Consider the following 21,799-nt stretch of genomic DNA (forward strand, 5'->3'; position numbering starts at 1 on the left):
CGGCACATCGGCACCTCCGCCCTGGGGGAGAAGGCTGAATCGTGCCAGTCTGCGCAAATCCCTGCGCCTATCTTCGCGCGGGGTCATTGGAGGAAGTAACGGTTTTTCATGTCTGATCCTGTGCCATCCTGGTTGGCCAAGGGGCTTGTCGCTCCCGGCGCTGCACATGCCGGCCTTGCCGTGGCGCGTCTGGCGCAGCAGGGACTGGTATCGGACGCGATGCTGGGCAAGGGCGGCTTTGCGCTGACGAGCGCCGCCTTCGCCAATGGGGAGGAGCTGGACCCCAGCTTCACCGCAGACGAGGAAGATTCGGTTGCCCCGCCGCTGGAATGGACCGCGCCTCCGCCCGGCACTGTCGAACTCGTTTTGCTGGTCGAGGACCCGCAGGCGGGCGCGCTGTGCCACTGGGCCGTCTGGGGCCTGCCCGGCCAGCGCGGCAAGCTGCTGGAAGGCGAGGCGCCGCCGCGCGTCGGCAAGAACGGGCGCGGCAATTCCGAATGGCTGCTGCCCGCGCCCCCGCATGGCGATGCCCCGCACCACTACGTATTCCAGCTTTTCGCGCTTGACCTGCCGCTGGTGCTGATGCCCGGCGCCACGCGCGAGGATCTGGTGAAGGCCATGTCGGGCCATGTCACGGCGGTTGCATTGCTGACAGGGCTTTACGCCCGCGCAGAAGATGGCGATGACGACTGGGACGACGACGACGCGGATTGATGTTGACGTATTGAATTGGAACACCGCCCACCGGGCGATCTTTTGAAGGGAAGGACGATTACAATGGCTGCCAAGAACAACGCTCTCAACAAGCCGGTGACCCTGTCGGGCGCGCTGGAAAACGTGGTGGGCAAGGGCCCGATGACCCGCGCCGAAGTGACCAGCAAGGTGTGGGAATATATCAAGGCCAACAGCCTGCAGGACAGCAAGGACAAGCGCCAGATCAACCCCGATGCCAAGCTGGGCGCGGTGATCGGCAATGACCAGATCAGCATGTTCAAGATGACGGCTGCGGTGTCCAAGCACCTCAGCTAAGATCCGGCCTTCGGGTGAGATAGGCAGGCGGGCGGGAAGCAGTTGGGTGCTTCCCGCCCGTTTTCATATGCGGGTTGCTGCGGCCGCCTTGGCCTGAAGATGACGAAGTTGACAGCGGGACGATGCCAGATTCGCGGCATTTCTCCAGCAAGACCATTGCTTTGCGGAGGAAATGCGAAGTTGACATCGTAGCGAAACGCTTTCGTTCCTGATCGGGATCGACAGTGGGAAAGAGCCGCCTGTCCGTTGGCGCGTGTCGGAGCCTGTAGGAAAGCCGCCTAGAAGGTGTAGGCGATGCCCGCCGAGCCGAAGAATTGCGTGGCATCGCCCGCATCGCGCACGATCGGGCTGTCGGCGAAATCGCCCTGCAACCGGCTGACGCTGCCGATGGCAAAGATCGACCAGCCCTGCCGTCCGCCCGACAGCGAATGGGTGGCGAGCACATTCGCGCCCACGCTTTCCAGCCCGCCGCGCGCCGCAAATGGGGCAAGCCCGCTGGCAACCGCGCCCGCCGGGCTTACGCTGAAATAGTAATCGGCATAGGCGTTGCTGGCGAAATCCACCCCCACCGATGCGCGCACGAAGGTGCGCCGACCCACCAGCGTGGAATAATCGACCGAGGGGCTGATGCGCCAGCTGTCATGCGCGCCTGCCACATCGTGCACCGCGGTTGCGCCCAGCGACAGCGTGCCGCTGCGGTTGCCCACGCCGGCTATGCCGATGCCGCCGCGCAGGCCCAGTTCCACCGCCTCGTCCAGCTTGCCCAGCGCGGCAACCTGCGCATCCTTGATCCCGCCGCTGCGGTTGAAGCGCAGACCCACCACCGGGCCGAGTTCCAGTTGCACGGTCCGCGCCGGATCATTGGGCACGGCATCGACGAACAATTGCAGCCCGTTCAGCCGGAAATCATGGCCCTTCACCGTGCCCTGCACCACGCCGCCGGGGATCAGCCGGTATTCGTCCGCCCCGTCATAATCGGATGATACGCCGATCCCCAGGCCAAGCGTCACCGTGTCGCGCAAGGGTGGCGCGCCGCCCTGCGCATGGGCGGCAGAGGCAGCGGCGAGCGCGGCACTGCTCGACATGAGGGCGAAAGCAAAGCGGGCAAGTTTCATGGCCGTGGCTCTAACGGTTTGGTTGCAGCAGGAAAGCCCGACCTTGGCCCAAGGTTCCGCCCGAAGGCCTTGTGTCCGCAATTCACTCTTGTGAAAACTTCATCCATGCGGAGAAGCGCCTTGCCGCCGCCCGCCTTGGCTGGCACAATCGCGCGCACCATATGACAGACAGCACCGGCGGTATGGCCGGCCCGGCGCGAGAGGACAGGACGAAAGACCCATGGCTACCATCGTTGGCGGCGTTGCCACGTCGCATACCCCCACCATCGCCTTTGCCAAGGATGCGGGCAAGTTCGAGGACCCGGTGTGGAAGCCGATCTTCGATGGGTATAAGCCGGTGCAGGACTGGTTCCGCGCCAAGAAACCCGATGTGCTGATCTATATCTACAACGATCACATGACGTCGTTCTTCGACCATTACAGCCATTTTGCGCTGGGCGTGGGCGAGGAGTTCAAGGCGGCCGACGAAGGCGGCGGCCCGCGCGACATTCCCGCGATAAAGGGCGATCCGAAGTTTGCCGAACATGTCGCGCGCGTGATGGTGGCGAACGAATTCGACCTGTCCTATTTCCAGGGCAAGGGGCTGGATCACGGCGCCTTCTCGCCGCTGTCGGTGATGGTCGATTACGACGATGGCGGCTGGGCGGTGAAGCTGCTGCCAGTGGTATGCGGCGTGCTGACCGTGCCGCTGCCTTCGGCGCGCCGCTTCTACAAGTTCGGCAAGAGCCTGCGGCAGGCGATCCTGTCCTATCCCGAAGACATCAAGGTGGCGATTGCGGGCACGGGCGGCCTCAGCCACCAGGTGCACGGCGAAGGCTGCGGGTTCAACAACCCCGAATGGGATCACGAATTCATGGAGCGGCTGGAGAAGGATCCCGAAAGCCTGCTCGACATGACCGTGGCCGAACTCGCCAAGCTGGGCGGCTGGGAAGGCGCGGAAGTGGTCATGTGGCTGATGATGCGCGGGGCGCTGTCGGCCGATGTGGAATGCATCCACAAGACCTATTTCCTCCCCTCGATGTGCCCGATCGCCACGATGATCCTCGAAGAACGCACCCCCGATGCCCCGGTGGAAGACCCGGCGCAGACGCTGGCACGCGCCAACCGCGATTATGTCGGGGTCGAGGAGATGGAAGGCACCTATCCCTTCACCATCGAACGCAGCGTGAAGGGTTTCCGCCTCAACCACTTCCTCCATTCGCTGACCCAGCCCGACATGCGCAAGCTGTTCCGCGAGGACGAGGAAGCGGCTTATGAAAAGGGTGGGCTTACCGAGGAGGAAAAGGATCTGGTGCGCCGCCGCGACTGGATCGGCATGATCCATTACGGGGTGATCTTCTTCATGCTGGAAAAGCTGGGCGCGGTCACCGGCGTCGGCAATATCGACATCTATGCCAGCATGAAGGGCATGACCGTGCCGGAGTTCCAGAAGACGCGTAACGCCGCGATCAATTACGGCGTGGCGGGCAAGGAAAAGTAAGCCGCATCGGCGTTACCCACTGCACCGAACAGGGGCCGGCAGCGCGATCCGCTTGCCGGCCCCTTTTGCGTTTGACCCGGCGCAAGGATCGCTTGCGCCGCCTGCCGTAATTCTGCCCGCCGAGGGGCCGCACGGATTCGGCCCGGCGGGAGAGAATGCATGGCCCAGATTGTCGGCGGTTTCGCCGTTTCGCACACCCCCACCATCGCCTTTGCGCAGGACGCGGGCAAGCAGGACGACCCAGTATGGAAGCCGATCTTCGACGGGTTCCAGCCGGTGAAGGACTGGCTGGCGCGGGTGAAGCCCGATGTGATCGTCTATGTCTACAACGACCACATGACCAGCTTCTGGATGCAGCATTACAGCCATTTCGCGATCGGCATTGGCGAGGAATATGCGGCAGCCGACGAAGGGGGCGGGGCGCGCAAGGTGCCGCCGATCAAGGGCGATCCGCAGCTGGCGGAACATATCGCCTTCGGGCTGGTGGCGGATGATTTCGACCTGTCCTATTGGCAGGGCATGGGGCTGGATCACGGCGCGTTCAGCCCGCTGTCGGTGCTGCTCCCCCATTCGGATGAAGCGGGCTGGCCATGCCGCATCGTGCCGCTGCAATGCGGGGTGCTCGAATTGCCGATCCCCAAGGCGAAGCGGTTCTGGAACTTTGGCCGCAGCTTGCGCCGTGCGATCCAGAACTATCCGGCCGATATCAAGGTGGCGATTGCGGGCACGGGTGGCCTGTCGCATCAGGTGCATGGCGAACGCTGCGGGTTCAACAATGTGGAATGGGACCATGAATTCATGGACCGCCTCGCTAATGATCCCGAAAGCCTGATCGATATTCCGGTGGGCGAGCTGGTGAAGCTGGGCGGCATGGAAGGTGCCGAGATCGTGATGTGGATGCTGATGCGCGGTGCCCTTGCTCCCAAGGTGAACGAATTGCACCGCAGCTTCTTCCTGCCTTCGATGACGAGCATCGCCAGCATGGTGTTCGAGGATGCCGAACCCGATCCCAGTCCCGAAACCAGGGACGAATACGCCGCGCGCATCTATGCCGATGTCGCGCCCGCGCTGGGGCTGGAGGGCACCTATCCCTTCACCGTCAGCCGCAGCGCCAAGGCATGGCGGATCAACAATTTCCTGCACTCCATCGTCGATCCGGCGTTCCGCGCCCGCTTCAAGACCGATTTCGAGGCGCTGGCCGCTGAGCATGGGTTGAGCGAGGAGGAAAAGACGCTGATCCGCGATTTGGATTGGATCGGCATGATCCGTTACGGCGTGATCTTCTTCAATCTGGAAAAGCTCGCGCCCGTGGTGGGGCTGGGCAATATCGATGTCTATGCCGCCATGAAGGGCATGAGCGTTGCCGATTTCCAGAAAACCCGCAATGCCGCGATCAATTATTCGGTCGAGGCTGAACCGGCCGAGTGATCCGCCGGTTCAGCCCGCCTTGCCGCCCCTTATTGCGGGCCGCCTTACTGTGGACCCAGGCCGAACTCCTGCCGCTCGCGGTTGATATAGGGGCGGCACAGCTCCCCGATTTTCAGGACATAGACCGCGACCGGCGATGACCGGGCAAACTGCGGCTCGTTATAGGCGTTGGTGATGATGGCGGAGAGCGCCGCGGCGGTCACCCGCTGTTCCACCAGGCAGCGCGTGCGCCCGCGCTTGGCCAGCGCTTCCACCAGCGTATCGTCGACATAGAAGAAATTGAGGCTGTCATTCAGCCCCTGCACATAGGCAGCCTTCGCCTCCGCCGTCAGCGCCATCCACCCGCCGCGCGTGTTCACGAAACCCTCGGCCGCGGCAGGGACGGGGGCTGAAACGGCTGCTGCCAGCGCTGTAACCATGCCGCATATCAGCGCCCGTATACGCATCCGAAGTTGGGCCTTAACCGCCATCATCGTGTTCATCCCTCACCTGTTCACCTCAACCTAGCGCGGCTTTGCCAGCCGATCCAGCCGTCAAGCATTATGACAAATGCTGTTTTTCGCAGGGCATGTTCAAGGTTTGAGTTGTCCTTACAAGCGAACAGCGAGTTCGGGTCCAAACCCAATCAGGCTCTTGGTAATTGACGATCACCCTGATTCAGGGGGGCTTTCTCTGTGCAAGGAGGCTGTTTCGAATGCCGCGTTCGCTGTTCTGTTGTCGGATGAGGCTTGGGCTGCGATCGAGCCGCGCTTGCCGAAACCGCGCGGATCGACAGCAGCTACATCAAGGCCCACCGCTCTGCCGGTGGCGCAAAAGGGGGCGCGGGCCAATGCCATTGGTATCGCGCGCGGTGGTCGAACGACCACGATTCACGCGCTTGCCGATGTCCTCAGGAGACCACTTCGCCTCATCCTGACTCCCGGCAATACCTCGGATGGGCAAAGGGCTGATCTGCTGATAGGCGAAGCCATCGGCATGATGCGTGTCATCGCCGACCGTGGCCACGACGCGAACCGCATCAGAGCTGCCTTGCGTGATCCGGGAACGATCCCGGTGATCTCCGGGCGCCGCAACCGCAAGCGCCCGATCCAGTATGACGAACGCCACTACAAGGACCGCTGACGCGTGGAGGCCATGTTCTGCCGCCTCAAGGCGTTGGCTTCGCCACCCTTCGGGTCCATCGCATCGCTATCCGCTGCGACAAGCTCGCCAGAAACTTCCTATCTGCCGTGAGCCTCGCTGCCGCCGTCGCGTTCTGGCTCCGAACGAGTCCGGACCCTAAACATTAGTTGTTGCAAGCCCTTCGATTGATCGGCATATGGGCATCGTCGCGCTGCCCATTTATTGGGACAGGAGGGAAGTGTGGGCCGGAGGAGGGAATTGGGCTGCACCCAAAAATCGACTGCTTGAAAGCTGTCGCAATACAGTAGGACGCAAAAACATTCTCGTCTTAAGTGTCCTCGTTCTTCAATTGAGTTGTTCCTGGAGAAGTTCAATGCAAAAAAGTAGAGCGTTCATGTTGATTGCGGTGTCTCCCTTGGCGTTGGGTGCATTGCAAGTACACGCGCAGGTGATCGGCACGATCACCCCGGGCGGCACGGTTGCTACGCCCAATGGTGGTAATACCTGTGCCGACGGGACGACCGTTGGCGGCTATACCACGGTGTTCCCCGACACGCACCCCAACCCGATGGTGGACATCAGCGATACGCCCTACGATACGGCGAGCACGATCTGCACCAACCAGGACGTGACGCAGAGCTACAACACCGCCGTGGGGCCTGTGGTGACCACCTTCAATGGTGATGCGGCGACCACCACTGAGACCGGTTCGGCCACTTCGACCTACATTCAGGTGACCGAAACCACGCAGGTGTTTGACACCAACACCAATCCGGCAACCGCAGATCCGGGCAATCCATATGTGGACGTCGTTCCGCTGACTTCGCCGACCCCGGGCAACTATTCGTACACCGAGTCGGTCGAAACCGATCAGCAGAACCTTTACGCTGGAACCACCTCGGTTTCGGGCACCGGCGCGACCGGGACGGGCAGCCAGTCTTCTGGCTGGGTCAATCCGGATTTCACTGAGCGTTCGCTGACGACCGGTGTTTCGACCTTCGATGCCACCACGGGCAATGTCGCCTACACGCCGACCGCGGGCAACAGCTCGCGCGAGGACGTCTTCGAGTCGACCTTCGAGGAGTATGACAACACTGTCGGCACCTCGTCCTCGTCGAGCCAGACGGCGAACGGCTTCAGCGCCACGCAGACCGACAGCAGCGGCACGCAAACGGCGGATTACACCGCCACCGGCGCTTCGTTCAGCGATGGCACCGACACGACCACCTATGGTGCCGGCGGCATCTCGAGCACCGCGCCGAGCCTGACGATCGAGGCGGGTGGGCCCAGCTATGTCCAGGTGAACGAGGAAAGCGTCGTGCTGCATGGCGGCTCCAGCTCCACCACTGTGACGATCGACGACAACGGCATCTTGGTGCAAGACAGCACGAATGGCACCACCTTCACGCTCGACGATGCTGGCAACGGCACCTTCACCGGCAATGTCGCCGCGGTTGACGGCAATTTTTCTGGCGACGTGAATGTCGCGGGCGATGTCAATGTTGTTGGCGCGGTGAACGGCACGACCGGCAATTTCGGCACGGTGAACACGAACACCGTCAACACCGATGTGGTCAACGCCAATACTGCCAATCTCGGCACGGTGAACACGAACACCGTCAACACCGATGTGGTCAACGCCAATACTGCCAATCTCGGCACGGTGACCGCGGGCAGCATTGGCGCGAACAGCGTGTCGGCAACCACCGGCACCTTTGGCACGGTGAACGGCACCACCGCCAATATCAACACCGTCAATGTCAACACGGTGAACGGCAACACCGCCAATTTCGGCACGGTAAATTCCAGCGCCACCAATACTGGCACGTTGTTCACCACGGGTAACGCCACGATTGGCGGCGACCTTGGTGTTGCGGGCAACACCGCCCTGGCCGGTACGCTGGCGGTGACGGGCGCGACCACGACCAATGGCATCACCAACACCGGCAACATTGCCACCACCACGCTGTCGACCACGGGCAATGCTTCGGTTGGCGGCGCGCTGGCGGTGTCGGGGGCGACCACGACCAACGGCATCACCAATACCGGGAACATCACCAACAGCGGCAATATCGCCACGGCAACGCTGTCGACCACGGGCAACGCCACGATCGGCGGAAGCCTGGCTGCGACGGGTAATATCACCTCGGCGGGCAATGTCGTGGCATCGGGTGATATCTCCACCACCAATGGCGATATCGTGACGGTGAACGGCCAGGTGCAGGCCGGTTCCATCGTGATGAACAATGGCGGTCGCATTTCCGGCGTGGCTGCGGGCACGGCGGCAAGCGATGTGGCGACCTTCGGCCAGCTCACCAGCGCGGTGAACACGCTGAATTCGCGCATCGACCTCACCAATGCGCGCGTGACCGTGCTCGAAGGCGACATGCAGCGCGCCTTCCAGGGCGTTGCGATGGGCTTTGCGATGAACGCGGCGCCGCTTAACCTCGCCAATGGCGAAGGCGGCATCTCGGTCGGCGCGGGCACGTTCGAAGGCGAATATGCCGGCGCGATCCGCGCGCAGTTCGTCACCGAAAGCGGCTTTGGCCTGGGCGCCAATGTCGGCTTCTCGGAAAATGCTGTCGGCGGCGGCGTGGGCGCCAGCATCAAGTTCTGACGCTTACCTGTCGGAACAATGCAACACAGGTCGGCGGTCTTGCTTCGGCAGGGCCGCCGATCGGCGTTTGGGCATTGTGCATCGCGGCAAGAGCGATAACCTTCGCCTTCCGGAAAAACAGGGGGCGACAGGTGACGCAGCGTTCGATGATTCGGGCCGCCATTCTTGGCGCGGTCGGGGCGTTGCTGGCCGTTCCGGCGGCTGCGCAAGCACCGACGGCCGCCCAGCAGGCACGCGCCAATGCCGCGCTGGACGCCGCGCCCGTGTGGGACGGGCACAACGACCTGCCGTTCCAGTTGCGGCTGCGTTACCGCAATGTGATCGGCAATTTCGATTTCAACGATGGCACCAATGTGCCCCCTGCCGGACAGAACGCCAATCCGTTGCAGACCGATGCGCCGCGCCTGCGCCAAGGGCGGGTGGGGGCGCAGTTCTGGTCGGTCTATGTCCCCGCCAGTCTGCCCGATGCCGAGGCCGTGGTCGCCACGATCGAACAGATTGATGTGACCAAGCGGCTGATTGCTCGCTATCCCGACATCCTGGCCTTCGCGACCACGGCGGACGAGGTGGAGGCGGCGATGCGGCGCGGACGCATTGCATCGCTTCTGGGGGCCGAGGGGGGCAGTTCAATCGGCAACAGCCTGGCGGTGCTGCGCCAGATGTATGATCTGGGCGTGCGCTACCTGACGCTGGCCCATTCGCGCACGCTGGACTGGGTGGACAGCGCGACCGACACGCCGCGCCACGGTGGCCTCAACGAATTCGGGGTGCAGGTGGTGCGCGAAATGGCGCGCATGGGGATGCTGGTCGATCTCAGCCATGTGAGCGAGGAAGTGATGCACGACGCCATGACCGCGATCGGCGCGCCGGTGATCTTCAGCCATTCGGGTGCGCGTGCGGTGAACGGCCATGCGCGCAATGTGCCCGACAGCGTGCTCGAACGCCTGCCGCAGGAAGGCGGCATCGTGATGGTGGTGGGCCTGCCCGATTACCTGTCCGAAGACCTGCGCCAACATACCGCCGCGCGCGCGGCCGAACGCGCGCGGCTTGCCTCGCTGTGGCAGGGCCAACCTGCCCGCGCGGCAGAGGAACTGGCGGCATGGGATGCGGCAAACCCCGCGCCGCTTGCCAGCGTGGGCGACATGGCCGACCATATCGACCATATCCGCCGCGTGGCCGGGATCGACCATATCGGCATTGGCGGCGATTACGACGGAATGCCCACCGGCCCGGTGGGGATGGAGGACGTATCCGGCTATCCCGCGCTGTTTGCCGAGCTGGCCCGCCGCGGATATTCGCGCGCCGACATGGAAAAGATCGCCAGCCGCAACATGATGCGCGTGCTGCGCGAGGCAGAGGCCTATGCCGCCAGCCAGCGGGGCATGGCCCCGATCGAAACGCCGATCAACTGAGCGCGGGGATCAGCCACACCACCGACATGGCGACAACCGCCAGCCCCAGGCTGATGCCCAGAACCCAGCGGACACCGTTATTGGTTTCGCCGGCGCGGGCTTCTTCGGTTTCGATATGCACTTCGTCTCCGCGGCGTTCCATCGCGCGCTCCTGTCTTTACCCTTGGTTATATCAAACCTACGGACAGGAGCGAAGAAGGTTCCGCATGGCCCTGTGTCAGTGCGGGTCGATCCGCGAAAGTGTGCGCAGGAAGAAGGCTGTCGACCAGCCGAGCAGGATGACGCCGAGTATGCTCTCGAACGCGCCGACAAGCCGCCATCCGGGCAGGATCTGCGCATCCGAATAGCCGACAGTGGAATAGCTGATGGTCGAGAAATACAGCGCCTCCTCCAGCCCGCCGCGCACCGCGCCGATGCCAAGATAGGCAAAGGCGTAAAGCCAGATTTCGAGGCCATGCAGCACGATGATCGCTACCACCACGCCCAGCGTGAACAGCGCGCCGCGGGGGGACAGCGGGTCCACGTGCTTCAGCCGCTCGGTCGTGGCTTCGCTGCGCATCCACCGGCTCAGCCCGAACAGGCCCGCCCCGTGCATGGCCACGCACAACACCACCAAGACTGCGGAAACCAGAAAATCGTCGAGCAGGTCGGCAATCAGAGGCGTTGGCATCGCGTGCTCCCTCCCGGAGCTCTGGCTTAATCGCGCAGCAGGTCGTTGATCCCGGTCTTGGACCGGGTCTGCGCGTCCACGGTCTTGACGATGACGGCGCAATAGAGGCTGGGGCCGGGCGTGCCATCGGGCAAGGGCTTTCCGGGCATGGAGCCGGGCACCACCACCGAATAGGGCGGGACATAGCCCATATGCACTTCGCCCGTGTTGCGGTCGACGATCTTGGTCGATGCGCCGATGAACACGCCCATCGACAGCACAGCGCCTTCCCCCACGCGCACGCCTTCGACCACTTCGCTGCGCGCGCCGATGAAGCAGCCGTCCTCGATCACCACCGGGCCGGCCTGCAAGGGTTCGAGCACGCCGCCAATGCCTACCCCGCCCGACAGGTGGACGTTCCTGCCGATCTGCGCGCAGGAGCCGACCGTGGCCCAGGTGTCCACCATGCTGCCTTCGCCGACATGCGCGCCGATGTTGATAAAGCTGGGCATTACCACGACGTTCTTGCCGATGAAGCTGCCGCGCCGCACGGTCGCGCCGGGCACAATGCGGAAACCGCCCGCGCGAAACTGGTCCGCACCCCACCCGGCGAACTTGCTCGGCACCTTGTCAAAGGCCGGAGCGCCCGCCGCGCCATTGGCGATCACTTCGTTGTCGTTGAGGCGGAAGGATAGCAGCACGGCCTTTTTCAGCCATTGGTTCACTTTCCAGCCGCCCGCGCCATCGGGCTCTGCCACGCGCGCCGCGCCGGAATCGAGCAGCCCCAGCGCCGCCTCCACCACTTCGCGCACATCGGCGCTGGCCGGGGTTACGCTGTCGCGCGCATCCCATGCCTGTTCGATGGCTTTTTCCAGATCGCCGCTCATGGCCTCAATTCCCTTGTCTGTCCGCGTGTGCAGCGCGGCTAGCCTGCATGGCGGCGGTGGGCAAGGGGATGTGCGCTCAACCCGCCTGCTGATGGTTCTGCCGCATGGACAGGTTCAGGAAAAATTGGGACAAGCGGCATAAGCCCACCGGATCCGCGACAATCCGTTCCGATCCGTCAAGGACAAGTGATGACTGCTCCAACCACCCGGCCCCTGCGCTCTCGCTGCCTGTTGCTGCTCACGGCCTGCGCCATGCTGGCATCCTGCGGGGGAGGGACACGGCCCGGCACCGCTCCGCCGCCACCGCCGCCCGCGCCAACACCGGCACCCACGCCTACACCCCCGCCCACCCCAACGCCCACGCCCACACCCACGCCTACAGCAAGTGCATTTCCGCAAGTAGCCGTCCCCACGGCTTACAACACCGCCGAATTCCGCCAGTCTACCGGGCCGCGCCAACACAACGCCCATGCCGCCTGGACGGGGGGGCACAGCGGCAGCGGGGTGACGATCGCGGTGATCGATACCGGGATCGACAGCGACAGCCCCGAATTCGCCGGACGCCTTTCGCCCGATTCGATCGACCTCTACCCGTCGCGCAATTCGATCGATGGCAAGGATGACCACGGCACCAGCGTTGCCATGATTGCGGCCGCCGCGCGCAACGGAACCGGCATTCTGGGCATGGCCTGGGGCGCAACGATCATGGCGATTCGCGGGGACGAGCCGGACAGCTGCACCGCCGATAACCCTTCTGCTGCGGATGATTGCACCTTTCTGGATGACGATGTGGCGCGCGGGATAGACCATGCGGTCGCGCGCGGGGCCAAGGTCATCAATATCTCGCTGGGCGGTGGCAGCGGGGCCAGCGCCGCGCTGCAACAGGCGGTGCGCGATGCCGCCGCTGCGGGGGTGCTGGTGGTGATCGCGGCGGGCAATGACGGGCGAAGCTCGCTCGACAATTTCGGCAAGCAGATGCTGGCAGCGGGCGATGGCGCGGTGCTGGTGGTGGGGGCGGTGACCGAAAGCTACCGCATGGCCAGCTATTCCAACCGCGCGGGCAGTGACGGGGAATTCTACCTGGCGGCGCGCGGCGATCGGGTGTGCTGCACCTATGTCGACGGGCAATTGCTGGTCGAAGGCGGTTCGGTCTTTGTCATTTCGGGCACCAGCTTTGCCGCGCCGCAAGTGGCGGGCGCGGCGGCGCTGCTGGCATCGGCCTTTCCTAACCTGACCGGGCAGCAATTGGCCGATATCCTGCTGCGCAGCGCGTTTGATGCCGGGGCCACCGGCACCGATGCGGAGTTCGGGCGCGGTATACTCGACATCAACCGGGCGTTTCAGCCGCTCGGCACCACGAGCGTTGCAGGCGGATCGGGCGCGCTGGTGCTGGGCGCGGCGGGTGGCACGCTCTCGCCCGCCATGGGCGATGCGGCGGCCAATGCGGCGATTACCACGCTGATTCTCGACGAATATGCCCGCGCGTTCGAGGTGGACCTTGGCGGAACCTTCCGGTCCTCGCCATCACGCAATGTGCTGCATGGCGCGCTGGCGGGGCAGCACCGCCATCTGGGCGGGGCAAATGCGGCAATGGCGGTGTCCTTTACCGTGGACAATGCGGCACGGCCCGAAGCCCTGATGCTTACACCCGGAGAGGCGCAGCAGGCCCGCGTGCTGGCCGCGCGCGCGGTGCTGAACCTGTCCGCTGATACCAAGGCAGGCTTTGCCTATGCGCAAGGGGCCGACGGGCTGGTGGCGCAATTGCAGGGGCAGGACAGGCCCGCTTTCCTCATTGCCGGATCGACGCAGGGTGACAGTGGCGGCTGGCAGTCGACCGAAGCGGCCATCGCGCTGCGCCACCGCGTCGGCGCGTGGGGGCTGACGGTATCTGCCCAGAATGGCGAGGCTTGGGTCGATGCTCCGGCGCGCCATGCGGCGGCTTTGCGCGGCGAGGGGGAACCGGGACGCGTTGCGCAAATCGGCCTCTCGCTCGACCGGCGGCTGGGCGATGTGGAAGGCGCGTTGGGCCTTACCTGGATGGGCGAGGAAACGGGCCTTTTGGGCGCGACCTTCCAGCCCGGTCTGGGGCTGGCGGGGGCAGACAGCCTGTTTGCCGATATCTCTCTCGGCTGGCAGATCGCCCCTGGCTGGCGGCTGGGCGGCAGTTTCCGGCAAGGCTTCACCACCGCGCGGCAAAGCCTTGTGGTGGCGGGAGGATCGCGACTGGTCACGCGCAGCTTTGCGCTGGATGTCGAGCGGCGCGGCCTGTTTCAGGCGGATGATGCGCTGGCTTTGCGCGTGGCGCAGCCCTTGCGGGTGGAAAGCGGGCGGCTGGTGCTCGCGCTGCCCAGCCTATGGGATTACGCCACGCTTACCGCCACGCGGCAGGAGCAATGGCTGAACTTGGCGCCATCGGGGCGCGAAGTCGATGCCGAACTGGCATGGCGCGGCCATCTGGCGGGCGGGGCCACATCGGCCAGCCTGTTCTGGCGGCGCGATCCGGGCCACATTGCGGGTGCGCCCGACGATGCCGGGGTGGCGCTGCGCTGGAGCCGGGGCTTCTAGGATCAGGCCATCAGGCCGCGGGTGAAATCGACAAGGCCGGTCTGGCGGGTGCGCTTCAGCCGTTCGGCGGCGAGGATGGTCTGCACCTTGGCGAAGCAATCCTCGATCACATCGTTCACCACGACATAATCATATTCGCTCCAATGGCTCATTTCGGCACGCGCCCGGTCCATGCGGCCGCGCACGACCTCCTCGGAATCGGTGCCGCGCCCGCGCAGGCGGCTCTCCAGCTCGGCCACCGAGGGCGGTAGCAGGAATACGGTGACGACATCCGAACCGGCGGCCTGCGCCAATTGCTGCGCCCCCTGCCAATCGACATCGAACAGGTAATCCTGCCCCGCCGCCAGCCCGGCGGAAACCTGCGCACGCGGTGTGCCATACAGATTGCCGAACACCTCCGCCCATTCGAGGAAAGCGCCCTCATCCACCATGCGCCGAAAGGCGGGCACATCGGTGAAATGGTAATCGCGCCCGTCCACTTCGGTGGGGCGGATGGGGCGGGTAGTGACCGAAACCGACATGGCGAGCGAAGCGCCCTCGGCTTCCAGCAATTTGCGCGAAATCGTGGTTTTCCCTGCGCCCGATGGGGAGGACATGATCAGCATCAGCCCGCGCCGGGGCAGGGCAAGGCGCGCGCGTTCGGCGGGAACGAATGAATCGGTCATGCGCGCACTTGCCTTGGTTCGGCGGTGCATTTCAAGTCCGCTGTGGTGCGGTCAATGCTTGCCCTGCTTTTCCGCGCGCCGGGCCTTGCCCCGTTTGTAGAGCGTGTGCGCCAGCATCCCCGCCCCCACCAGCGCTGCACCGGGGACAGACCGCGTCGCCACGCGCAGCGCGATGACCCCGGCAATGCGGGCAGGGAGCGAAGGCTTGGGCGCGGCGCTTTTGCCGCCCCCTTTTGCCGGAGGGACGATCCCCAGCTTGCGCGCGATGAAGCGGTGCGCCACTTGGCTGCGCATCATGCGGGTGAGGCCGATAATCACCGCATCGGCCAGCAGCAGCCTGAGGACGGGATTCCGCGCCAGATTTTCGGCAGCGCCGCTCTCGCTGTCCTTAACGGCGGCTGCCGGAGATTTCTTCGAACTTTTGGCAGCCGACCGCTTTGTGCGTCGCCAGGCCATGCCGCGGCCGCCCTATTTCTTCCGGCCGAAATCGACCGTGACGACATTGGAGCCGTCTTCAGCCACCGCTGGCTTGGCCTCGCCGCCATTGCTGTCGTTTTCCGGCTCCTCGTGATCGGCGGGTTCGGCAAGTTCCGCTGCCTGGAATTGCAGGCCGAAATCCACTGCCGGATCGACAAAGGCCGTGATCGCGGCAAAGGGGATGATCAGCTCTGCCGGCCGCTGGTTGAACGACAGGCCCACCGAAAAGCCGGTTTCGCCCACTTTCAGATCCCAGAACTTGTTCTGCAGGACGATCGTCATCTCGTCCGGGAAGCGTTCCTTCAGATCGGCGCGTAATTGCACGCCGGGCGCGTGGGTCTTGAAGGTGATATAGAAATGATGCGCGCCGGGCAGCACCCCGCCTGCGGCCTCCACCTCGCCCAGCACGCGGCCAACCACGGCGCGCAGCGCTTCCTGCACGATTTCGTCATAGGGAATAAGGCTGTCGGGCGTGTCGTTGCTCATATTCTGGCTAGGTGACTATGCCAGCGCGCTTGGTCAAGGCGCAAAGCGCATTTGTGCCCCATGCAACAGCTTGCATGGGGCGCTTTCGTGCCTATAGGCGTTGCCCATGAGAACCGGACGGATAGAGCGCAAGACCGCCGAGACCGAAATCCTCGTCGAGGTGAACCTCGACGGGACGGGGAAGTATGACATTTCCACCGGGATCGGCTTTCTCGATCACATGATCGAACAGTTTTCGCGCCACTCGCTGATCGATGTGACGCTGAAGGTGAAGGGCGACCTTCATGTCGATCAGCATCACACGACCGAGGACAGCGGGATTGCGCTGGGGCAGGCGCTTGCCGCCGCGCTGGGCGACAAGGCGGGTATAGGCCGCTATGGCGAGGCGCACAGCCCGATGGACGAGACGCTGGTGCGCGTGGTGCTCGATATTTCGGGCCGGCCCTATCTGGTCTGGAAAGTGCGCTTCACGCAGGAAAAGCTGGGCGAACTCGATACCGAACTAATCGACCACTGGTTCCATTCGGTCGCGCAGGCGGCGGGCCTGACGCTGCACATCCAGCAGCTTTACGGCACCAACAACCACCACATCTGCGAAGCCGCGTTCAAGGGCTTTGCCCGCGCCATGCGCGACGCGGTGGAGCTGGATGCGCGCAAGGGCAGCGCGGTGCCCAGCACCAAGGGGCAATTGGGAGGCTGAGATGTTCATCTTCTCGCTCTCCTACGCCGCGCCGCTTGATGAGGTGGATGCGTTGCTGCCCGATCACCTCGCCTGGCTCAACGCGGGGCGCGAAGCGGGGGTGTTGCTGGCCTGGGGGCGCAAGCGCCCGCGCAGCGGCGGTATGATCTTTGCCACGGCAGCCAGCCGTGAAGAAGCCGAGGCGCTGGCGGCATCCGATCCCTTCATCAAAGGCGGCGTTGCCACGGTTGAAGTCATCGAATTTGTCGCCAGCCATGCCGGGGCGGGGCTTGAGGCGCTTCTCAAATGAGCGTTGCGCTGATCGATTACGGCGCGGGCAATCTTCATTCGGTGCATAATGCGCTGAAGGCGGCGGGCGCGGCGAATGTGGCGGTTACCGCTGACCCGGCCGTGGTTCACCGCGCCGAACGGATCGTGCTGCCCGGCGTCGGCGCGTTCGGCGCTTGCGCGGCGGGGCTGTGGGCCATCCCCGGCATGGTCGAGGCGCTGGAGGAACGCGTCATTGGCAAGGGCGTGCCGTTCCTTGGCATTTGCGTGGGCATGCAATTGCTGGCGACGCGCGGGCTGGAACATGGCGAGACGGCGGGGCTTGGCTGGATTCCCGGCGACGTCAAGCTGATCGAGCGCACCGATCCCGCGATCAAGGTGCCGCATATGGGCTGGAACGATGTGGCGCCATCCGCCCACCATGACGGCGCAGAGTTGATCGAGGCGGGCGAGGCCTATTTCCTCCACTCCTATCACTTCCAGCCCGATGAAGGCCGCCATGTCGCCGCGATGACCGATCACGGCGGCGGACTGGTCGCAGCGGTGGCGCGTGACAATATTCTGGGCGTGCAGTTCCACCCGGAAAAGAGCCAGCGCTACGGCCTCGAACTTCTCGCCCGTTTCCTCGACTGGAATCCGCAATGATTGTTTTCCCCGCGATTGACCTGAAAGCCGGGCAGGTGGTGCGCCTCGCCGAAGGGGACATGGCCCGCGCCACGGTGTATGGCGACAATCCGGCCGCGCAGGCGCTGATCTTTGCCGAGGCAGGCGCGCAGCATCTGCATGTGGTGGACCTCGACGGCAGCTTTGCCGGACGCGCCGAAAACGCGCACGCTGTGGAAGCAATTGTCGAAGCCTTTCCCGGCTATGTCCAGCTTGGCGGCGGCATCCGCACGCGCGCGGCGGTCGAAGGCTGGTTCGATCTGGGCGTCGCCCGCGTGGTGATGGGCAGCGCGGCGCTGAAAGACCCCGAATTCGTGAAGGACATGGCGCGCGAGTTTCCCGGCGGCATTGTCGTGGCGGTGGACGCGAAGGACGGGATGGTGGCGACCGAAGGCTGGGCCGAGGTGTCCGATGTGCCCGTGGTCGATCTCGCCCGAAGGTTCGAGGATGCGGGCGTTGCCAGCCTGCTGTTCACCGATATCGGGCGCGATGGCCTGCTCAAAGGCGTCAACATCGAGGCGACCGTGGATCTTGCGCGCCGGGTGGACATCCCAGTGATCGCCAGCGGCGGGGTGAAGGGGCTGGACGATATCCGCCTGCTGGCGCTGCACGCGCAGGACGGCATCGAAGGCGTGATTACCGGCCGCGCGATTTACGAAGGCAGGCTCGATCTGGCGACCGCCATTGCCATGGCGGGGAAGGCTTGAGAGCATGACCGTCCGCATCCGCGTCATCCCTTGCCTTGATGTGGCCGATGGCCGCGTGGTCAAGGGCGTGAACTTTGTCGATCTGAAGGACGCCGGCGATCCGGTGCAGCAGGCGCAGGCCTATGATGCTGCCGGAGCAGACGAACTCTGCTTCCTCGACATTTCCGCCAGCCACGAAGGGCGCGGCACGCTGCTCGACATTGTGCGGCGCACGGCAGAGGTGTGCTTCATGCCGCTGACCGTGGGCGGCGGCGTGCGCAGCGTGGAGGATGCGCGCGCGCTGCTGCTGGCGGGCGCGGACAAGGTGGCGGTGAACTCTGCGGCCGTATCGCGCCCTGAAGTTGTCACCGATATTGCCGAGAAGATGGGCAGCCAATGCGTTGTCGCCTCGGTCGATGCGCGCTGGGTGCATGACCCCCAAGGAAACGGGCATTGGGAGATCTTTACCCATGGCGGAAGGCGCGCGACCGGGATCGACGCGGTTGAACACGCGGTTCGGCTGGCAGAGATGGGCGCGGGCGAACTGCTCGTCACCAGCATGGACGGCGACGGCACGCAAAAGGGCTATGACCTCAAGCTGATCCGCACCATTGCCGATGCGGTATCGGTGCCGGTGGTGGCGAGCGGCGGGGTAGGCAATCTGCAACACTTGGTCGCTGGCGTGGTGGAAGGCCATGCCAGCGCAGTGCTGGCGGCCAGCATCTTCCATTTCGGCACCCATACCATTGCCGAGGCGCACGCGGCGCTGAGGGCGGCGGGCCTGCCTGCCCGTGGTTAAGCTAGGCAGTTAGGAAGTCTGGCGGCCTAAGTCCCAAAATTGGACGGTGAAACAAGCACATTTGCAGCGAATCGTCTAGTGTGCGCTAGGCTTGGCTCATGTTGGCCCGTATCCTTCTTGCCCTTTCTTTCAGCCTGGTGCTGCTTGCCTCCCCGGTCAATGCGATGGCGAATGTGGCGGCCCGCGCGACAGCAGCGGTGCCCGAAGCGTCGAGCCTGACCCTTTTCGCGCTGGGGCTGGCGGGCGTAATGCTGGGCCGTCGCTTTTCCAGCCGCAAGAAGGATGAAAAGCACGACTGAGCGTGCTTGACGATTGGCCGCGGGGATCGCATCCCTGCGCACCATGGATATTCTCGACCATCTCGAACAGGTGATTGCGCAGCGGCGCAATGCCTCGCCCGATGAAAGCTATGTCGCCAAGCTGCACGCGCGCGGCCTGCCGGTGATCGCGCGCAAGCTGGGCGAGGAGGGCGTGGAAGCGGCAATCGCGCTGCTTTCGGGCGATGATACGGAACTGGTGGGCGAAGCGGCAGATATCGTCTTTCACCTGTTGGTGGCGCTGAACGCGCGCGGCCTTGGCCTTGCCGATGTGCGCGCCGAACTGGCGCGGCGCGAAGGCGTATCGGGGCTGGTGGAAAAGGCATCGCGGGGAGAGGAGGGATGACCGTCGACGCAACCCAGCCTTACGATCCCGGCAATATCTTCGCGAAGATCCTGCGCGGCGAAATCCCGTGCAGCAAGGTTTACGAAGACGAATGGGCGCTCGCCTTTCACGATATTGCCCCGCAGGCGCCCGTGCATGTGCTGGTGATCCCCAAGGGCGAATATGTCGCGTGGGACGATTTTTCCGCCCGTGCCAGCGCGGAGGAGATTGCCGGTTTCGTGCGTGCGGTGGGCCATGTGGCGCGCGAATTGGGGCTGGTGGAACCGGGATACCGGCTGCTCGCCAATGTGGGCGCGCATGGCGGGCAGGAAGTGCCGCATCTGCATGTCCACCTGTTTGGCGGCAGGCCACTAGGCCGGATGATATCGGCCATCTGACCTAAAGATTTCGTGCAAGCTCCGAAATGCTTGCCCTGCGAGTCGCTGGCCCGCTAAGGCCGGGAAATGAGCGGGGAATTGCAACCGGTTTCAGGCGTGATTGATGGTGCGCGGCACCTGTTCCCCGTGCGCGTCTATTACGAGGATACCGATCTGTCTGGCATCGTCTATCACGCCAATTATCTGAAATATGCCGAACGCGCCCGATCTGATCTGTTGCGCCTGCTTGGCGTCGATCAACGCGCTGCGCAGGAAGCGGGCGAAGGCACCTATGCCGTGGCTGAGGCGCAGATCCATTTTCGCGCGCCCGCACGGCTGGACGATTCATTGACCGTTCAAACTCGCGTTGCTGAATTGGGCGCTGCCAGCGTCCGGCTGGATCAGCGCGTCGTCCGGGGCAAGGACGTGCTTGCCGATTTGACTATTCGCGTGGGCTTTGTCGGCCCCAATGGCCGTCCCCGCCGCCAGCCTGATGCATGGCGCGCGGCGTTTGCAAGTTTTATGGGGAATTCAACTGCATGACGATGATCGACCTTCTTGCTGCTGCCGGTTCCGGTGCGGGAACCATCGCGCCCACCCGGCTCGACCCGGTGGAACTGTTCCTGATGGCCGACATCGTGGTGCAGACGGTGATGGTGGGCCTGCTGCTGGCATCGGTGTGGGTGTGGATGATCATCGTTTCCTTTTCCATGCGTATGGGCAAGCTGGGCAAGGCGACCACCGCCTTTGAGACCGAGTTCTGGCAGGCCGACGATCCCGAAACGCTGATCTCGCGGTCAAAGGGGGATATTCCCGCAGGCCGGGTGGCGGGCGCGGGTCTGGCCGAATTTCGCCGCAGCGCCAAGAAAGGCATTCGCGACAAGAACGCCACGCTTGCGCGCATTGCGCTCGCCATGGAAGGGCAGGTCGCGGCAGAGGCGGACAAGCTGTCTGAACGGCTGACTTTCCTTGCCTCGACCGGCGCGGTTGCGCCCTTTGTCGGCCTGTTCGGCACCGTGTGGGGCATCATGAACAGCTTCTTCCAGATCGGGCAGCAGAACAATTCCTCGCTTGCCGTGGTCGCGCCGGGTATCTCGGAGGCGCTGTTTGCCACCGCGATCGGCCTGTTCGCGGCCATCCCGGCGGTGATCGCCTATAACCGCTTCTCCAACGATGTGGGCCGGTTCGAAGCGCGCCTGCAGCGCTTTGCCGACAAGGTGCACGCGCAGGTCAGCCGCGAGATGGAGGCGGGTTGACATGGCGATGAGCCTCAATTCCGCAGGCGGCGGGGGCGGGCGGCGCAGGGGCCGGTCGAGCCGCCGCGCGCCGATGGCGGACATCAACGTCACGCCTTTTGTCGACGTGATGCTGGTGCTGCTGATCATCTTCATGGTCACCGCGCCGATGCTGAACAGCGGCGTGCCGGTGGAACTGCCCGAAAGCCGCGCCAATGCGCTGGATCAGGAACAGGACCAGATCACTCTCTCGATCGATGCGGGCGGGGTGATCTATCTGGACGACAACGCGCTGGCGACAGGCGATCTGCCGGTGGCGCTGGAACAGGTTGCCGCCAGCCGCACCACGCCCGAAATGCCGCTGGTCACGCTGCGCGCCGACCGCGCGCTCGATTACGGGCGGGTGATGGCGGTGATGGGCGAGCTCAACCGCGCGGGCTTCAATTCCATTTCGCTGGTCACCAGCGGTTCAGCCGACGCTCCATAGCCTGACCGGAG

General features: G+C 64.3%; 27 protein-coding genes. 19 read left to right on the forward strand and 8 right to left on the reverse strand.

What is annotated here, in order from left to right; translation table 11 throughout:
* Nucleotides 1–108: 108 nt before the first annotated feature.
* Nucleotides 109–714 carry a YbhB/YbcL family Raf kinase inhibitor-like protein gene (locus tag WFP39_RS12570; RefSeq protein WP_336920062.1) on the forward strand — a complete coding sequence of 202 codons (606 nt, stop codon included), beginning with the start codon at nt 109–111 and terminating at the stop codon, nt 712–714.
* A 63-nt stretch (nt 715–777) separates the two neighbouring features.
* The gene (locus tag WFP39_RS12575) at nt 778–1,029 is read left to right on the forward strand and encodes an SWIB/MDM2 domain-containing protein (protein ID WP_336920063.1); all 252 of its coding nucleotides are present in this window, start codon (nt 778–780) and stop codon (nt 1,027–1,029) included.
* Nucleotides 1,030–1,307: 278 nt separating this feature from the next.
* On the opposite strand, the gene WFP39_RS12580 is transcribed toward WFP39_RS12575, so the two are convergent.
* Nucleotides 1,308–2,144, reverse strand: a complete 837-nt coding sequence (locus WFP39_RS12580; protein ID WP_336920065.1) for a MipA/OmpV family protein — start codon at nt 2,142–2,144, stop codon at nt 1,308–1,310.
* A 220-nt stretch (nt 2,145–2,364) separates the two neighbouring features.
* On the opposite strand from WFP39_RS12580, the gene WFP39_RS12585 reads away from it, so the two are divergent.
* On the forward strand, nt 2,365–3,624 hold the full coding sequence (locus WFP39_RS12585; protein WP_336920066.1) for a gallate dioxygenase: 1,260 nt from the start codon (nt 2,365–2,367) through the stop codon (nt 3,622–3,624).
* A 159-nt stretch (nt 3,625–3,783) separates the two neighbouring features.
* Entirely contained in the window at nt 3,784–5,052 is a 1,269-nt protein-coding gene (locus tag WFP39_RS12590) for a gallate dioxygenase (RefSeq protein WP_336920067.1), read from the forward strand.
* 44 nt (nt 5,053–5,096) lie between these two features.
* Here WFP39_RS12590 and WFP39_RS12595 read toward each other — a convergent pair whose 3' ends face one another.
* Nucleotides 5,097–5,471 carry a hypothetical protein gene (locus WFP39_RS12595; RefSeq protein ID WP_336920068.1) on the reverse strand — a complete coding sequence of 125 codons (375 nt, stop codon included), beginning with the start codon at nt 5,469–5,471 and terminating at the stop codon, nt 5,097–5,099.
* A 130-nt stretch (nt 5,472–5,601) separates the two neighbouring features.
* On the opposite strand from WFP39_RS12595, the gene WFP39_RS12600 reads away from it, so the two are divergent.
* The 3 genes from WFP39_RS12600 to WFP39_RS12610 all read left to right on the forward strand — a co-directional run bounded on the left by WFP39_RS12600 (nt 5,602) and on the right by WFP39_RS12610 (nt 10,203).
* Nucleotides 5,602–6,174, forward strand: coding sequence for a transposase (locus WFP39_RS12600; protein ID WP_336920069.1), 573 nt, complete (start codon nt 5,602–5,604; stop codon nt 6,172–6,174).
* A gap of 394 nt (nt 6,175–6,568) precedes the next feature.
* Nucleotides 6,569–8,791: a beta strand repeat-containing protein gene (locus WFP39_RS12605; protein WP_336920070.1), complete on the forward strand. Its 2,223-nt coding sequence runs from the start codon at nt 6,569–6,571 to the stop codon at nt 8,789–8,791.
* A 146-nt stretch (nt 8,792–8,937) separates the two neighbouring features.
* The gene (locus tag WFP39_RS12610; RefSeq protein ID WP_336920182.1) at nt 8,938–10,203 is read left to right on the forward strand and encodes a dipeptidase; all 1,266 of its coding nucleotides are present in this window, start codon (nt 8,938–8,940) and stop codon (nt 10,201–10,203) included.
* On the opposite strand, the gene WFP39_RS12615 is transcribed toward WFP39_RS12610, so the two are convergent.
* From WFP39_RS12615 to dapD, 3 genes are all read right to left on the reverse strand, one after another.
* Nucleotides 10,196–10,345, reverse strand: a complete 150-nt coding sequence (locus tag WFP39_RS12615; RefSeq protein ID WP_336920071.1) for a hypothetical protein — start codon at nt 10,343–10,345, stop codon at nt 10,196–10,198. The genes WFP39_RS12610 and WFP39_RS12615 overlap by 8 nt on opposite strands.
* 75 nt (nt 10,346–10,420) lie before the next feature.
* The gene (locus tag WFP39_RS12620; RefSeq protein WP_336920072.1) at nt 10,421–10,873 is read right to left on the reverse strand and encodes an ion channel; all 453 of its coding nucleotides are present in this window, start codon (nt 10,871–10,873) and stop codon (nt 10,421–10,423) included.
* Nucleotides 10,874–10,899: 26 nt separating this feature from the next.
* A complete protein-coding gene (gene dapD, locus WFP39_RS12625; RefSeq protein WP_336920073.1) occupies nt 10,900–11,739 on the reverse strand; it encodes a 2,3,4,5-tetrahydropyridine-2,6-dicarboxylate N-succinyltransferase in 840 nt (279 codons plus the stop codon).
* Between the two features lie 189 nt (nt 11,740–11,928).
* Here dapD and WFP39_RS12630 point away from each other — a divergent pair, with 189 nt between their 5' ends.
* Entirely contained in the window at nt 11,929–14,304 is a 2,376-nt protein-coding gene (locus tag WFP39_RS12630) for a S8 family peptidase (RefSeq protein WP_336920074.1), read from the forward strand.
* A 2-nt stretch (nt 14,305–14,306) separates the two neighbouring features.
* Here WFP39_RS12630 and gmk read toward each other — a convergent pair whose 3' ends face one another.
* From gmk to WFP39_RS12645, 3 genes are read right to left on the reverse strand one after another with little or no spacing between them, the layout of a single operon-like run.
* A complete protein-coding gene (gene gmk, locus WFP39_RS12635; RefSeq protein ID WP_336920075.1) occupies nt 14,307–14,969 on the reverse strand; it encodes a guanylate kinase in 663 nt (220 codons plus the stop codon).
* A 51-nt stretch (nt 14,970–15,020) separates the two neighbouring features.
* Nucleotides 15,021–15,425, reverse strand: a complete 405-nt coding sequence (locus WFP39_RS12640; protein ID WP_336920076.1) for a hypothetical protein — start codon at nt 15,423–15,425, stop codon at nt 15,021–15,023.
* Nucleotides 15,426–15,437: 12 nt separating this feature from the next.
* Nucleotides 15,438–15,932 (reverse strand): SspB family protein, encoded by a 495-nt coding sequence (locus tag WFP39_RS12645; protein ID WP_336920078.1) that lies wholly within the window; start codon nt 15,930–15,932, stop codon nt 15,438–15,440.
* A 106-nt stretch (nt 15,933–16,038) separates the two neighbouring features.
* On the opposite strand from WFP39_RS12645, the gene hisB reads away from it, so the two are divergent.
* The 11 genes from hisB to tolR all read left to right on the forward strand — a co-directional run bounded on the left by hisB (nt 16,039) and on the right by tolR (nt 21,788).
* Nucleotides 16,039–16,632 carry an imidazoleglycerol-phosphate dehydratase HisB gene (hisB, locus tag WFP39_RS12650; protein ID WP_336920080.1) on the forward strand — a complete coding sequence of 198 codons (594 nt, stop codon included), beginning with the start codon at nt 16,039–16,041 and terminating at the stop codon, nt 16,630–16,632.
* Between the two features lies 1 nt (nt 16,633).
* Nucleotides 16,634–16,921 (forward strand): YciI family protein, encoded by a 288-nt coding sequence (locus WFP39_RS12655; protein ID WP_336920082.1) that lies wholly within the window; start codon nt 16,634–16,636, stop codon nt 16,919–16,921.
* Complete coding sequence (hisH, locus tag WFP39_RS12660; protein ID WP_336920083.1) at nt 16,918–17,544, forward strand: imidazole glycerol phosphate synthase subunit HisH; 627 nt, start codon at nt 16,918–16,920, stop codon at nt 17,542–17,544. The genes WFP39_RS12655 and hisH overlap by 4 nt, the downstream gene beginning before the upstream one ends.
* Complete coding sequence (gene hisA / locus WFP39_RS12665; RefSeq protein WP_336920084.1) at nt 17,541–18,269, forward strand: 1-(5-phosphoribosyl)-5-[(5-phosphoribosylamino)methylideneamino]imidazole-4-carboxamide isomerase; 729 nt, start codon at nt 17,541–17,543, stop codon at nt 18,267–18,269. The genes hisH and hisA overlap by 4 nt, the downstream gene beginning before the upstream one ends.
* A 4-nt stretch (nt 18,270–18,273) precedes the next feature.
* Nucleotides 18,274–19,047 carry an imidazole glycerol phosphate synthase subunit HisF gene (gene hisF / locus WFP39_RS12670; protein ID WP_336920085.1) on the forward strand — a complete coding sequence of 258 codons (774 nt, stop codon included), beginning with the start codon at nt 18,274–18,276 and terminating at the stop codon, nt 19,045–19,047.
* 98 nt (nt 19,048–19,145) lie between these two features.
* Nucleotides 19,146–19,346: a PEP-CTERM sorting domain-containing protein gene (locus WFP39_RS12675; protein WP_336920086.1), complete on the forward strand. Its 201-nt coding sequence runs from the start codon at nt 19,146–19,148 to the stop codon at nt 19,344–19,346.
* A gap of 43 nt (nt 19,347–19,389) precedes the next feature.
* Nucleotides 19,390–19,710 (forward strand): phosphoribosyl-ATP diphosphatase, encoded by a 321-nt coding sequence (locus tag WFP39_RS12680; RefSeq protein WP_336920087.1) that lies wholly within the window; start codon nt 19,390–19,392, stop codon nt 19,708–19,710.
* Nucleotides 19,707–20,087, forward strand: coding sequence for a histidine triad nucleotide-binding protein (locus WFP39_RS12685; RefSeq protein ID WP_336920088.1), 381 nt, complete (start codon nt 19,707–19,709; stop codon nt 20,085–20,087). Before WFP39_RS12680 ends, WFP39_RS12685 begins: the two co-directional genes overlap by 4 nt.
* A gap of 66 nt (nt 20,088–20,153) precedes the next feature.
* Complete coding sequence (gene ybgC, locus WFP39_RS12690; protein ID WP_336920090.1) at nt 20,154–20,609, forward strand: tol-pal system-associated acyl-CoA thioesterase; 456 nt, start codon at nt 20,154–20,156, stop codon at nt 20,607–20,609.
* Complete coding sequence (tolQ, locus tag WFP39_RS12695; protein ID WP_336920092.1) at nt 20,606–21,322, forward strand: protein TolQ; 717 nt, start codon at nt 20,606–20,608, stop codon at nt 21,320–21,322. The genes ybgC and tolQ overlap by 4 nt, the downstream gene beginning before the upstream one ends.
* Before the next feature lies 1 nt (nt 21,323).
* The gene (gene tolR / locus WFP39_RS12700; RefSeq protein ID WP_336920093.1) at nt 21,324–21,788 is read left to right on the forward strand and encodes a protein TolR; all 465 of its coding nucleotides are present in this window, start codon (nt 21,324–21,326) and stop codon (nt 21,786–21,788) included.
* Nucleotides 21,789–21,799: the final 11 nt, after the last annotated feature.

Origin of the sequence: Alteraurantiacibacter lauratis (assembly GCF_037154155.1) — a bacterium.
Classification (GTDB): Bacteria; Pseudomonadota; Alphaproteobacteria; order Sphingomonadales; family Sphingomonadaceae; genus Alteraurantiacibacter; species Alteraurantiacibacter lauratis.